Consider the following 14,459-nt stretch of genomic DNA (forward strand, 5'->3'; position numbering starts at 1 on the left):
GTTTCGGACTCTATTGCAATTCCATTTCTCGTAAGAACGCGACGAGCGAGGCGATCTCTTGAGCGGTGAGCTGTTTCTTGAGGTCTGGCATCATCGAGGTTTTGCTCGATAGCATCTCTTCGATGTCAGCTTGGGGAATCGTGTGATGCTTTCCGTTGCTGTCCTTTAGGACCACTGGATCACCGGCGGAAACAGTCAAACCGTTGATAACTTTTCCTTCCATCGTGACCACCACCATTGTCTCGAAACCAGTCGCGATGGCTGCACTCGGATTGATGATGCCTTCGAACAAAACCGGCGGTGCGTGTTTCTTGGCGATCTGCGTCAGATCCGGGCCGATACTACCGCCGAAGCCCCCAGCCGAATGACAACTCGAACAGGACAGACGTTTGGAAAAGAACAACGCCCGTCCATGCGAGACGCTGCCAGGAAGATCGACGAGGTTCTTGACGTCTGGCAGTGAATCGTTGTTGGGTGAGCGATCGACGTAGACGCTGAAGCGTACGTTTTCGCCGGCATCACGGTCAGTCGCATTGAGCTGCCCGATGGTCTGAAACCGCTGGAAATCTCCGTTGGTCAAATCGTATGCGATGATGGACCGGGTCTTAACAAGCAAGGATGGTTCGCCCTCGCCGACATCTACGATCGGCTGCGTGAGAGAAATCCGGCGATCCCATTTTTGGTTCGGTTTCTGTCCGTCAGATACGATCGTTTGCCCGTTGCAGAATGCGAGTGCCCAATCCATGTCGGTCAGGCTCGTCGAACCTGTGGCGTCAACAAGTCGCGGGTGAATCCAAGCAGCGTTTGCGACTCTGTGCGTTGGATAAGAAGGCTTCCTTTTGCGCGGCTTCTGCTGTTCCTGTTTTGTTCCGATTCGCTCGACAACCAAATACAGACGTTTGGCATTTTTGACATCAACGTCGATTTCAACGCGATCACCGGGTCCAGTAAAGACAGGAGTTCCAGCTAATGAAAAATCAAGTCGCGGGGTGCTCCATTTGGCGGGCTTTTTGTACTCCGGCGGCTCTGGAAACTTGTCACCCAATTTGAAAGCTCGCCAATCGTTGGTGTCCCGATGTTTTCCCCACCATGCCGCCATTCCTCGCACATCGTCCGCACCATCGGTTGCGATACGCAACATACTTTCCGCTGCACGTCGATTGGAGATGAAAGCTAATGCAGTCAGCATCAGTTTTCGTTCAGCAGAAGTGAGCGAGTTTGACATTGCTCGCGTGGTGATGGCCTCCACGGCCGTAGCAGGATGGAGTCGCCAGGCTAGTCGTGCTAGACGACGATCCCACTCGAGCGGATCAACACCCGAATTCGCAACTAGCAGTTGATACGCTTCCGGTTCATGTCCATCCGAAGCGATTCCAATCGCCTCTAGATACCAGCGATCCCAGCCATCAAACTGGACGGCCAGCTTGCTCAGAATTTCGCGACGACGATTCCAAGGCACGTCTCGCAACGACAAGGCAACCTCACGACGAACAGCCGGTGATGGATCAGTACAAAGTAATCCCTGAGCAGTATCCACAAGCGGCTGTATTTCTTGCTTCACCTTGTCATCGTTAGCTGCACGCCGTAGGGCACGAAAAGCAGCAATCCGCATCTGAGGATCAGAATGCTTTAACAGTTTTTGAAGTTGTTTCAGTCCCTCTTCACCGGCATAAGGAAGCAACCAAATTCCTCGTGCGGCTAGCAAAGGATTCGGATTCGCTAGCACTTGCCGAATCGCAGGCAACGCTTCAGTTTCTTGTTCACGAAGGGCCTGCCAACCTAGTGATCGAACATTGACCGCAGGACTCGTCAACGATGCAATTTGACCCGCGGGAGTCGATAGATCCAGCTTTGGAATTTTAGGCTTGAACCCCTTGGGAGCAATCCGGTAGATCGTGCCGCTCGCGGTCGTATCACTCATGCGATGGCCCCCGACACCCGGGTCGTACCAGTCACTGACGTAGATTGCACCATCAGCACCCACAGCCACATCGGATGGTCGAAACCAACCTTGCTTGGGGCTGCCCTTCTTTAATTTCAGAAAGACCGAACGCTCGAGGGTGAAACCTGCTCCTTGCGGCTTTGGTTCATAAGCCAATATCTCGCCACGAGCCGATTCACAGATAAGAAGCAATCCCTTTGGGTAACGCGATTCGAAACATCCATTCTCACCGTAAGCCACCCCCGTCGGTGCGCCAAAACCGTAGACGTCTCCGGCGGGGATCGTTCCGGGATCCTGTTGCCGCCACTCAGCCACTTCAATCGACTGCCCCGGACGCTGGTCCACCCTCCATCCACGGGAGCCATCGGCTGACGCGAAACCCGCGTTGCCGTATTCCATGACCCACGTCGTGCGGCAGGCGGGCGGATCGTCGTTATCCGCGTGAAACACATCGCCAAACGACGTCACCGCTTCCTCATAGGCATTACGAAAGTTATGCCCGATCGGTTCAAGGCCCGTGCCATCCGGTCGAATTCGCATGCCAACGCCGCCAACCCAGATGCGGCCATCATCACTCCTGCGACCTGGCGTATTCTCCTTTAGGTGTGGACTGCCGCCCGCGTATGAACTTCCGGCGCGGAGTGTCCAGCCGGACTTGTCGGTCACAGTGTGAGCACCGGCATTACCAACGTTGAAATACCAATACCCATCGGGACCGACCTTCACGCTGTGCAGGCTGTGGTCATGATCGAGACCGCGAAATCCTGTCAGAAAGGTTTCCTTCGTATCGACCTTCGGATCAAATCGGGCGTTACGATCGACATCGGTGTAAATCAAGATGTTCGGTGAGCAGGAAACAACGACGCGGTTGTCGATAACGGCGATGCCCAGCGGTGCGACCAAATCGGAATCACGAACGAACGTGTGTGAAGCATCCGCGATCCCGTCGGAATCGGTATCTTCCAAGACGACGATTCGATCCCCTTTCGGGTCCGACAAGCCAAGCTCTTCATTACGAAAATTGCGATAGTTCACCGACTCGGTCACCCACAGACGACCGAACGCGTCGACATCGAAGTTCGTTGGGTTATAGAGCTGTGGAGTCGTCGCCCAAACAGTCATTTCAAAACCGTCAGCAACTTTGAATTCGGCCGGCGATATCGTTTCGGCCTTCAACGGACTCATGATGAGCAAAACAACGATGAGAAAAAATGACCCGACGCTGCTATTCATATTAGACTTCCGATAATGATTGATTGAGACATCTTGATCCGCCAACGATCGTCGCTAATACATGTTGCCAAGCGGTAGGCTTAAAGAATCTCATGGTGAATGACCGTCGGCAGGAGATGGCATCTGACAGGACTAGCACGGCCATTCAGCGTTTTCTTCGGTTCTTGGGTTTCTTCGTGAATGGAATAACCGGGCGCTGCATATTGCTGTCGGGGTCTCGAAAGACCCATGGTTCCCACATGTCTCGCACCTTTTGCCACTCGTCAAGCGTTCGTGTGGGATACCAGCCGGGAACACCAGCCGTTTTGAAATCGAACTTGTCGGCGTTCTGCTGAACCCACTCGCCAACCGTGGCCGTCGGACGAGTTTTCGGAAACACACCTTCGCCGCGGAACTCGTCCGAAACGCCAGCATCGTGGATGACGTCCTCACGCCACCTGTTTAGTTCTTCGAGCAGCTCACTTTTCACGCTCGCATACTTCGGATCGTCAGCGACGTTGTGGATCTCGTGTGGATCACTCCGCAGGTCGAATAGTTCGATCGGCGGTTTGCTCGATGCCATGAAAGCCGCCTGTGCGGGATTCAGTTTTCCCTGCAGGTTCAGGACGTTCATTTCCGCAAGCGGTGGATAAGCCCCTTCCTTGTAAAAGCTGAACTGGCAGTAAGCCCGCTCGGGCATCAAATTGAGAATTAGCTTGTAATCTCGCGACCGGATCGAACGCATGGCGTCATGCGTGTCGTCCATTTTGTCACGCGCTGCAAAAGTGTACTTGCGCTGCTTCACGTCTTTACTGAATAGGCTCTTGCCATGCAGCGGGACAGGGGGCGTGATGTCGGCGGCTTCGAGGATGGTGGCGCAGATGTCGATCGACATAACAAGGTCATCATTGACCTGACCGGCGGCGACCTTCCCCGGCCAACGCATGATCATCGGAATTCGCGTTCCCTCATCGTAGAGAAACTGCTTGCCTCGAATGTGACAGCGACCATGATCGCCAATGAAAAATACGATCGTGTTCTCCGCCAGACCCTCATCATCAAGGCGTTTGAGAATCGCACCGACTTCGCGGTCTACTTGTTGCATCTGCTCCAGCCCGTTGGCCCAGTCACGTCGAATGAATGGTGTGTCTGGATAGTAAGGAGGAAGTTCGACATCCTTGATATCGATGGGCCGCACAGGATCCCGATTCCACTTGCGATGCGTACCGCCAAACGTGATACGGGCGAAGAACGGTTGATCGGGTTCGCGATCCTTCCAGTCCACACCCATGAAGAGTTGTCCCTTCTTGTCGGGCAGGAAGTTGCAGTCCGTCTTCCAACTCATCAGACAAGTGTAGTAACCCGCATCGGCAAACAGATGTGGAATTGGCCGGATGCCATACGGGAGCGGCTTTTTGTCCTCTGTTCGGTGCTGGTGTGCTCCGATGTAGTTCTGATGAAAGCCGGTCATCATCGCGGACCGGGATGTCGAGCAAACCGGCGAGGTTGTGAAGGCACGTTCATAGCGAATGCCTTCCGAGGCCAGCTGATCTACGTTCGGAGTATGGATGCCCTTGGTGCCATAACACGAAAGATCAGGACTCCAGTCTTCGATTGTAATCCAAAGAATGTTGGGGCGATCGTCTGCAGATGCAGAGCCGACAGCGCACAGAGTCAGTAGAACTAGGATCGTTTGTTGAATCATGGTTCAATAATGGTTCCGGGTATTAGTTGTTGACAGTCAATTCGAGCATTGGCCCGACGGCTTCTGGGTGAGAATCACTCGCGAAGAGATGAGTCAGGCCAGCTCCAACACCTTCAATTTGAGTCGTTTCTCGAACAAGAATTAGGGTCACCGGCCGATCGCGGTTTGCTTTTAGAAAGTTCAGTAGCTCGTCGTTCTGAATTCCGAACGTTCCCCGTTGTACGCTGCGAGGCACCTCAAAGCTGCCTAGCCGGACGCCGTCAGCCGGCCCCGGTGAATCGTCCCACGAAGCTCCAAACTGCCAGTCTTCTTTCTCGCGGTTTGTCAGCCCATAGATGCCGAAACGATTTATCTTCGGCAATCGCGATGCAAGTCCCCGCGTCGACGGGACGAGGTTCAATCGCAAGCGGGCCGATTCCACTTGATCGAAGTCGACGGCACTCACATCGAAGGCGAAGAACGATTGGTAGTCCCACTTTCCGCTATCGGTCCGCTTGACCGACAGGAACTCACGCTGAATAAACTTATGGCGTTTATGGTCGCGTCGCATGGCCGAACCCGTTCGACCATGGGTTCCAATCCGGATCACGTCTTGTGAATGTTCAGGCACTTCATCTCGTTGTTCGAGGTCCACGACATCAATGGATCGCTCGGACACCGTCACCGCTTTTCCGTGACCAATCAGCCGCACTTCGTCACCTGTCTTGGAGTGGTGCACGGCGATTTCCCCTTCGATGACCTCGAAGTTTGATTGTTGTTCTTCCTGGTCGACACGCACGGCGAATCGAGTCCCGTAATCAACGGCGTAGCCATCCGGCGTTTCCAGAACGAACCCGATCGCCGAGTCCGGCACATCAACGACAGCTGCCCCTGACAATAGTTTGCCTCGCATCGGCGAAAGCAACGCCAACTGTGCGGGCGCTTCGACGACGACCTCCGCTCCTGAGTGAAACCGAACCGTGGCGACACCGGTTCGCAGACTTAGGATTCCGGGTGACAGTCTTGATCCCGGCATCGTTGGCAACTCACTTTCCCACGCAGCGTTCTCGCTTGATTCCAGCGTGGCAACTGATATCGGTGTGGACGACGAATGCCACCACTGAATCGCCACCGCAACAATCAAGCCAGCAGCGATTGCGGAAACTAGCATCAGCCATGCGGGTCGCGATCGGCCACGTAACGTTCGGCTCCCGTTCTGCAGTGTCGTAGTGGGAATATCAGCGACACGTTCGATGGCATCTTCTGCCGCGGCACAATGTAACAAACCGTGTAACTGCGTCTCGGCCGAAAACACGCGACGAGCTTCTTTCGATTCACGGAGAATATGATTCAACTCTTCGGCTTGTTCTTCTGACAAGTCATCGTCATGCCAGGAGTCGATCAACTGACTGAGTCGGTCTTCGTTCATAGAGCCTTCTCCCCCGATCGCCCCAAACATTCCCGGAGCGCGTTGCGAGCCCGTGTCAACGCGACTCGAACCGCATTCGTAGTCCATTCGATTTCCCCGGCAATTTGCTCAGGCATTAGGCCAGCGTGGTATCGAAGGTTAACAAGCTCATGAGCCTTGGGTGCTAACTGTTTCAAGCATCTCCGCAGTGCCGCCACCCGTCCTTGAAACACCGAGAAATCCTCATCCATGTTTTCTGCCAGCATTTCAACGACATCTTGCGCCAGCCGACGGTTTCTGCGTCCGCGATCACGTTGAAAACTCAGAGTCCGAAACCGTGCGATCGCACAGGCCCACGCGAGAAAATTCGTTCCGGCCGTCCACGTCGAAGCCTTTCGACTTGCCGTAACAAATGTCTCCTGAACGATCTCCTCCGCGTCGTGAATCCCCGGTTCGAGCGACAATACGTACGCCATCACAGCCTGCTGGTGCTGCACGAACAGCGTTTGGACCTGCAGGGTATGATCATCGAGATGGATGGGATCTTCGCTCATTAATAGATCATTCCCGCACGTCACCAAGAATTAGCAAGAAAACCAGCACGAATTCAGATGAGCCTGGCAAGGCCGAGCGTCGCGGGTTGGCCCTGTAGGTGTAGGCGATCAGTGGCCCTTGATTATTCGGGGCGACGGCTTCGGAAAGCAATCGTTCGGTATTTCCTTGTCCCGACGGAAATCGCTGCATGACGTCTCTCGAAAACGAACGAAAACAGCATCATGCCCGCTCAGCTTCACGTTTTTCGAGCAGCTTCAGAGCATGGGAGTTTCCCCACTCCTTGAGTGCGCCCAGAACGGGCCGAAGCGACTCGCCTTCTTCCGTCAGTTCATATTCGACTCGCGGCGGAACTTCGGCATAGACGATCCGGTTCACCAAGCCGCTGGCTTCGAGTTCGCGAAGTTGCTTGGTCAGCATTCTTTGTGTCACACATCCGATTTGGCGTTTGAGTTCACTGAAACGGAGGCGTCCATCCAGCAGATAGAACAGGATCATGCCTTTCCATTTTCCTCCAATTAATTCCAGCGTCGCTTCGACCGGACAGGCGGGGAGTTCGTAGCTGGTATGACGAGGCTTTCCATTAGTATCCATTTTGTGCCTACCTGCCTGAAATGTGCGTACTTGATCACAATGGTGGTATCACTAGCATGTACGTGTACGGCTCAAGACGCAACTGACCGGGAGTCTTGAGTGTCAAGTCAACAACTTGGAAACCAATCACGACGTTGCAAGTGCCTTAAAAGACACGGAGACAGACACATGAAAGCAATGCAAATTAAAACCTACGGCGAAAACGCACAGTTTGAAGTCGCCGAAGTCGACAAACCGGAAGTCAAACCCGGTCACGTCCTTGTGAAAATTGCCGCGTCGAGCGTGAACACCGTCGATACGATGATCCGTAAGATGGGCAAGGAGTTGCCACTTTCACCCGACACGCCCGCGATCCTCGGAATGGACTTCGCCGGCACAGTCGAGGTCGTTGGCGAGGGCGTAACGGACTACTCCGTGGGCGATGAAGTCTATGGATGTGCAGGCGGACTTGCCGACTTGCCCGGCACGCTGGCTGAATACATCGTCGCCGACATCGACTTGATCGCCAAGAAACCAAGGAACCTGTCAATGCGAGAAGCAGCCGCTCTCCCGCTGGTTGCAATCACTGCATACGAAGGTTTGCAACGAGCCGGCATCAAGCCGGGCCAGAAAGTCTTGGTGCATGGTGGCTCCGGCGGGGTGGGCCATGTCGCGGTGCAGCTCGCCAAACATTGGGGCGCTGAAGTCTTTTCTACTGGTGGAGGCGAGTCGCAACTTGCTTTGATTGAAAAACTAGGCGGGATACCTATTAACTACAAAACCGAACCGATTGAAGATTACGTCAACAAGCATACTGATGGGGCCGGTTTCGATCTCATCTTTGATTCGGTCGGTGGCGAGAACTTGTCGAAGTCATTCGAGGCGGCTGCCCTTAACGGCCAAGTCGCAACCACCGTCTCAATGGTTGAACTCGACCTAACGCCTGCACACTTCAAAGGACTCTCATTGCATGTTGTTTTCATGCTGATTCCGATGCTACACAACTTTCGCCGAGACGATCACGCCAAGATTCTTAGTGACCTAGCCACCATCTCGGAATCCGGCGGGCTGCAACCCGTGCTCGATGAAAAGCAGTTCACACTTGAAGAAGCCGGACAGGCACACGCACGGCTGGAAAGCGGAAAAGCGATGGGCAAAGTCGTTGTCGAGAATCTGTAACCCAGGCTGCCAGCCTAGTGGAGGGAGGGCACGCTTGCACGATCTCCCTGTTGACATATCTTTCCAGATCCGCGGCAAATCCGCTTGCGGTCTTGGAATGTCGGCCACGATCTTCTTCAGGGCTTATAAGTCCAATCTCGTCGACTTCGTCTTTAAACAGGTTGGGCATAGTTTAACCGATTGATTCCTGCCTGATCGGAAACTGTGGAAAGCCAATCGGCATTGAGGGTACTCCCACGGATACTCGGACGAGGCGGGTCCTCTTCGCGGATAATCCCCTTCATTTCCTCGTCCCCGACCTGCTTCTGTGATTTCTTCCGTACCGAGCGGCTGCCAGTTCGATCGTTTGTCATTTGAACTCGAAGTCTAGTCGGCGTCTCACCGTGTGAGTTGATGCCTGGGCTGCATTTTTTCCGAGTTCTGGATTCACTGCGAGAAAATTCCGCGCTCGATGTCGTTCCGTTTGTCGCCTAATAGGAGACAGGAACGATTGTGTTGTGAATCTGTCACCGACGGCAAGGAAAGTGACTGCATAGACTGGTATTGGTCCTAGGTGTAGACCGACAACCCGATGAGTCGAATGACGAGTTTGTGCGTCTTATCAGTGGTAACTCTCTCCGCATAGTGGTTTCTACTGCACTTCGGTCTGCTTGCAGACTGAGCGATGGTTGCATCGAATCTCGACCGCGATTGTGTTTCCATCAGTTTCCAACTGTAACAGGAGATAATCTGATGTTCCGGAGTTGCAAACGTGGGTTTACGCTCATCGAACTCTTAGTCGTCATCGCGATCATTGCAATTCTCATTGCTCTCTTGCTACCGGCAGTGCAGCAAGCCCGCGAGGCAGCCCGGCGGACACAATGTCGAAACAACCTGAAGCAACTGGGGCTCGCAATGCACAACTATCATGATGTGCATAAAATGCTGCCACCAGGTTATCGGTTCATGCCAAACTCGCCGATCGAAGCAATGGGCACGCCAAATGTCTCACTATTGCCATTTCTTGATCAAGGCAACCTTCAGAAACTTGCGGATGCGGAAATCCCGTGGTATCTGCAAAGTCCTTCGACAGCGCAAACGATCGTGTCAGTTTTTGTCTGCCCGTCCGATGTCGCATCGAATCCCACAGCGTACCCATGGATTGAAAATATGGGAGTACCGGTCGGACATTTGTTCGCAAACTCCTCGTACGCCTACAGTTTTGGGTACCGTGATGCCTTCAGCTTTAGTGCCGGGTTTGGCCCTCCACCGGTCACACCAGAGTCAGGGGTTTTTGCGTTTCATTCCCGCACGCGATTGGCAGCGATCTCGGATGGAAGTAGCAACACATTTGCAGTCGGCGAAGCCGCTTCCGGTTTTCCAATCTGTGAAGGCATCGGATGCGGCACCGAGGTCACTGGTCCCAATGGCGCGAACGGATCGGCTCATGGTTGGCTAGTTGGCGGAGCCGGCGCCGAACCGTTTTATGCGACCGGCCTGCGTTACACCGGTCATGCGGCGAGTACCGTCGAGCGAATGAACAAGGAGATCGTCACGGATTCCTATGCAGGTATCTCAGGATCACAGGCCTTCGACAACAGAGCGAGTTGGGAGGGCGGGCCGCATTGGATGAGCCATTTCCGTAGTCACCACAATGGCGGTTGTCACTTTCTGTTTTGTGACGGATCGGTCAATTTCCTGAGTGAAACCATCGACATGACAACTTACCGCAATCTCTCATGCATGCAGGATGGCAAAGTCATTGGCGAGTACTGAAACAGTCCACTTCAAGTCGACATAAAATATGTAAGTGCAAACTGTGAGTGACGTCAAACAGGCCAATCCGTTCGAGCACATTCAGTCGCTGTGCCGAGACTTTCGGCGGCAGCTCAAAAGCGGTACGCCGACACGGATTGAAGATTATCTTGACCGCGTCGAGAAATCTTCGCGGGAAATGTTGTTTCAGAATCTATTGCATGTCGAGATTGAGTTTCGTCGGCGACAAGGCGAGCAGGCCTCGTCTGATCAGTACGCTGACCGGTTCCCCGATCTGATGGGGCTTGTTCGTCAGGCGTTCTTCGAGTCAACCATCCTATCGATGGGTCCGCATGTAGATACGCCGGCGAACGAAAAGACCGTGCTGTACGGGATGCCTGCCGCCCGCAAGTTGGGCGACTATGAACTCCTGCGGGAACTCGGGCGAGGTGGTTTCGGCGTTGTCTATGAAGCCAAGCACTTGCAACGCAATGATTTGGTCGCCCTGAAAACTTTGCCAACCCTGATGGATGGCCAACCGCAACCGCTCGATGACGCAGGACGGCTACATCGGTTTCGCCGCGAGTTTCGATCGCTTTCGGAGATCAATCATCCGAATCTCGTGGGGATGCAGTCGCTGGAAGTTGAGGGGCGGCAATGGTTCTTCACGATGGACCTGATCCAAGGCAAGGACTTTATCACGCATGTCCGCCCCCAAGGAGAATTCGACGAAAGCCGTCTGCGTCCTGCTCTAGCGCAATTAGTCACGGGGGTGTTGGCTCTCCATCGCAACTACATTATTCATCGCGATCTCAAGCCTTCCAACGTGATGGTTGATGAAGATGGTCGTGTCGTGGTGCTGGATTTTGGACTGGTGCTCGAGCAGCAACGCACCTCATTGGCCGAGACGGAAAATGGCATTACCGGGAGTCCCGCCTACATGTCGCCCGAGCAGGCGATGTCAGATACGGCAACAACAACTTCTGACTGGTACTCGGTTGGTGTCATGTTGTATGAGGCTTTGACGGGCCAGGTTCCGTTTTCCGGCAGCGTATTGAAAGTGTTGCAGGACAAGCAGCAACAGCCCGCGCCGTCACTGCCTCGTGATAGCGATTTGCCGAACGATCTATGTGACCTGTGTGAGGCACTCCTGGCAACGAAACCCAGCGACCGACCCGACCCTGCCGAGATTGCCCACTCAGTGGCGTATGCTGGTGCGCCCACCGAATCTGTGACTCCGAGTCGACCACACGGATTGATAGGGCGGGAAACGCATTTGGCAAAACTTCGCACCGCATTGAGTGATTTCAATGATCGAGGCCAGCCGGTTGCGGTCTTCATCGACGGACGCTCGGGGGAAGGCAAAACGTCCTTGTGCGATGCGTTTCTCGAGCCGTTTCGTCAGCACTCGCGTTACGCTCTGTTGAGTGGTCGTTGCTACGACCGCGAATCCGTGCCGTTCAGAGCGTTGGATACGGTCATCGACGCCATCTGCGGATATCTCAATGGTTTGACCACCGAAGCAGTTAACTCGGTCTTGCCACGAGATGTTCAGGCACTGCAACACACCTTCCCGGTATTCGGTCGTGTGAAGGCGATTCGTGCGAGTCAGTCGGCTAATCTGAGTGAGCTTGATGACCACGAAGTGCGGAATCGAGCGTTTCTAGCAATGCGAGAGTTGCTAGGAAGAATCAGCGATCGCCAACCCGTCATTCTGTTCGTCGACGATCTCCAGTGGGGGGACACGGATAGTGCGGAAGTCTTGATGCAAGTTCTGCGGGGTCCCAATCCTCCCCGCGTCTACTTTCTAGGTACTTATCGGACGGATGAGGCCGACGATAGTCGATTCCTCACGGCATGGCAGACGATCGCCAAACAACAGCAAATCGAAGTGGATACCCGGTCGCTCAGTGTGGGACCTCTGACTGCTGATGAGTGCCGACAACTGATGATCGAGATGCTCGACACCGACACGGAAGTCGTCCGCCGCCGGGCCACGGAATTTTTCGAACAAACGGCCGGAAACGCATTCTTGTTCACCGAGTTGGTCGGCTGCTTCGATCCCGACGCGGATTCGTTTCATCAGATCCCTGTCAATCAGATTATTGACAACAAGCTTCGGGATTTGCCGCCGGAAGCCACGACGCTCTTGCAACTAATCAGCGTCTCTGGGCAAGCGTTGCAGACCAGTGAGGTTGCCACCGCAGCCGGTCTTGAAGCCGTTCCCATGGCTACGCTAACTCGGATGCGGAATGCCCGATTGATTCGCTTCGTGGGAGAAGAGACAACACCGATCGTCGATACATATCACGATCGAATCCGAGAAACCGTTTTGGCCGAACTAGACAAGACACAGGCAATCGAACAGCACCGGTTGCTCGGCCAGGCCATTGAACAGATTCATGGTGGATTGACGGAAGAGCAATTGCAGAGCATCGAGCAGGGCAACTTTGAACTCAACGACGACGCTGCGATCACGCGACTTTTTGACCTATCGTTTCATTTCTCTGCAGCAAACGACTCGCGAAAAGGCTTCGCCTATAGTGTTCTTGCCGCCGAACAGGCACGGCGACAATTCTCTTTGGAAGCCGCTGTGCCCAAGTACGTCGCCGGACGCGTGCATTTCGATCATGTCAATCAAACGGCTCAATATCAATTGTTACTGCGACTCGGTGAAACGCTCAGACTTCTCGGCCGGTATTCCGAGGCGGAAGAAGCATTGTCCGCCGCGTTGCCACTTTCACAAGATGTTGTCGAGCGTTGTGCGGTTGAGAATGTACAAGCGGAAGCTTGTCGTCAGGCAGGGCGTTATGAAGAGAGCGCAAAACGCTTCGCAACGAGTCTGCGGTCAATGGGAATTGTTGTACCGAATTCGACACCTGGCCTGATTTTCGGCATCGCGAAACAAGTTGCGATTCAAGCTCTGCATACTCTTAGAGGTTACCCGCGACCTAGTAGCCCTCCAGCAGGTCCGCGTGAACTTCTCATTACAAAGTTGCTGTTCGGATACAACATGTCGGTATGGTTTCGGAATACCCCGAATGTGCTGTGGACGTGCCTTGCCTCGCTCAATCGCGCGGAGCGGTTCGCTCCGTCTCGGGAACTTATCCTCTCTCACAGTTTGCATAGCGCCATTTGCATGGTCCTGAAGATAGAGAATCGCGGTCGCCGTTATCTGGATCGTGTCTCTACCACAACTAGTGACGACGATTTCGGCATGCGTTTGCTACACCACTTCCATGCGGCAGTCGGTCACTATTCCGGCACGCGGTTTGTTGAAACACAGCAGCATGCGGATCAGGGGCTAGCAGTCCTTGAACGCAGTGGTGATGTTTGGCGAGGACTGTTGCTCAAACTGCATTTCCTATTGGCCGAGTATCGACTCGGTCATTTAGAATCGGCTCTCAAAAGTGCTCTCGACGGTTTCGCGGAAAGCGTACGTCTGGGTGATCCGAATACGGCTCACGACTATCTCAACCTCGTCGCGATGATTACGGGCGGGCGGTTTCGTTTCGATGAAATGAACTCGGCGTTGACGCCGATCCCCGATAACTTTCAAGCGACCAATCAAAAGTTGCAGGCCGAAGCCCGCTGGCATTTGCATTGCGGACGCATCGAAGAAGGATATCGTGTTGCGGAAGAAGGCTTTCAATTGATGAAGAAACACGTCGTGATCAATCACATCACGAATACTAATTTTCCGTTGATTCTCAAAGCCATCAGGCTATACGCGGACGACATACAATCAACAGACCCCGCCGCAGCCAAAGCGGAGCTAAAGAAAGGTTACCGACGAGCCAAATGGGCCAACCGCATTACCCTTGGTGGACCAGATCATGCCGCCACACTACGCGAATTGGCCATCTATCACGAGAAACGCGGCCACATTCGAAAAGCACTCAAAGTCTTGCAGCGTAGTTGCGAAGTCGCTGATCAGTATGAAATGAAAGCGGAAGCAATCGAATCCCGATGCCTGCACACAACCTTAAGTGCTCAATATGGTTTAGCAACACAGACTGAGGCCGACGAGGCCACTGAAGTCTTGTCGCAACTCCGCTCTCAGCTTGACGAATTGTTCAAGACACAACCCTACTTGCGTGATCTATCGGAAACCGATCGCGACTCAATCGCCAACTCATTTTGACCGGCATCAGTTAGAACGTGCTTCGCCTATG

Annotated in this window: 10 protein-coding genes; 3 read left to right on the plus strand and 7 right to left on the minus strand. The window is 53.9% G+C overall.

Features of this window, described 5'->3' with window-relative positions:
- Nucleotides 1-10: 10 nt before the first annotated feature.
- The 6 genes from G6R38_RS23105 to G6R38_RS23130 all read right to left on the minus strand — a co-directional run bounded on the left by G6R38_RS23105 (nucleotide 11) and on the right by G6R38_RS23130 (nucleotide 7,392).
- A complete protein-coding gene (locus G6R38_RS23105) occupies nucleotides 11-3,175 on the minus strand; it encodes a PVC-type heme-binding CxxCH protein (RefSeq protein WP_166831158.1) in 3,165 nt (1,054 codons plus the stop codon).
- Nucleotides 3,176-3,320: 145 nt separating this feature from the next.
- Entirely contained in the window at nucleotides 3,321-4,859 is a 1,539-nt protein-coding gene (locus G6R38_RS23110; protein WP_166831159.1) for a sulfatase family protein, read from the minus strand.
- 22 nt (nucleotides 4,860-4,881) lie between these two features.
- A complete protein-coding gene (locus G6R38_RS23115) occupies nucleotides 4,882-6,267 on the minus strand; it encodes a FecR domain-containing protein (RefSeq protein ID WP_166831160.1) in 1,386 nt (461 codons plus the stop codon).
- The gene (locus G6R38_RS23120; RefSeq protein ID WP_166831161.1) at nucleotides 6,264-6,800 is read right to left on the minus strand and encodes a sigma-70 family RNA polymerase sigma factor; all 537 of its coding nucleotides are present in this window, start codon (nucleotides 6,798-6,800) and stop codon (nucleotides 6,264-6,266) included. Before G6R38_RS23120 ends, G6R38_RS23115 begins: the two co-directional genes overlap by 4 nt.
- 7 nt (nucleotides 6,801-6,807) lie before the next feature.
- Nucleotides 6,808-6,990: a hypothetical protein gene (locus tag G6R38_RS23125; protein ID WP_166831162.1), complete on the minus strand. Its 183-nt coding sequence runs from the start codon at nucleotides 6,988-6,990 to the stop codon at nucleotides 6,808-6,810.
- A gap of 30 nt (nucleotides 6,991-7,020) precedes the next feature.
- Nucleotides 7,021-7,392 carry a winged helix-turn-helix transcriptional regulator gene (locus G6R38_RS23130; RefSeq protein WP_166831163.1) on the minus strand — a complete coding sequence of 124 codons (372 nt, stop codon included), beginning with the start codon at nucleotides 7,390-7,392 and terminating at the stop codon, nucleotides 7,021-7,023.
- 168 nt (nucleotides 7,393-7,560) lie between these two features.
- Here G6R38_RS23130 and G6R38_RS23135 point away from each other — a divergent pair, with 168 nt between their 5' ends.
- Nucleotides 7,561-8,550 carry a zinc-dependent alcohol dehydrogenase family protein gene (locus tag G6R38_RS23135; RefSeq protein WP_166831164.1) on the plus strand — a complete coding sequence of 330 codons (990 nt, stop codon included), beginning with the start codon at nucleotides 7,561-7,563 and terminating at the stop codon, nucleotides 8,548-8,550.
- Between the two features lie 152 nt (nucleotides 8,551-8,702).
- Here G6R38_RS23135 and G6R38_RS23140 read toward each other — a convergent pair whose 3' ends face one another.
- Nucleotides 8,703-8,903, minus strand: a complete 201-nt coding sequence (locus tag G6R38_RS23140; RefSeq protein ID WP_166831165.1) for a hypothetical protein — start codon at nucleotides 8,901-8,903, stop codon at nucleotides 8,703-8,705.
- Nucleotides 8,904-9,282: 379 nt separating this feature from the next.
- Here G6R38_RS23140 and G6R38_RS23145 point away from each other — a divergent pair, with 379 nt between their 5' ends.
- Nucleotides 9,283-10,305, plus strand: a complete 1,023-nt coding sequence (locus G6R38_RS23145; protein WP_166831166.1) for a DUF1559 domain-containing protein — start codon at nucleotides 9,283-9,285, stop codon at nucleotides 10,303-10,305.
- A gap of 43 nt (nucleotides 10,306-10,348) precedes the next feature.
- Nucleotides 10,349-14,428 (plus strand): serine/threonine-protein kinase, encoded by a 4,080-nt coding sequence (locus G6R38_RS23150; protein WP_166831167.1) that lies wholly within the window; start codon nucleotides 10,349-10,351, stop codon nucleotides 14,426-14,428.
- The last annotated feature ends 31 nt before the right edge of the window (nucleotides 14,429-14,459 follow it).

This window comes from Thalassoroseus pseudoceratinae, assembly GCF_011634775.1.
Taxonomy (GTDB): domain Bacteria; phylum Planctomycetota; class Planctomycetia; order Planctomycetales; family Planctomycetaceae; genus Thalassoroseus; species Thalassoroseus pseudoceratinae.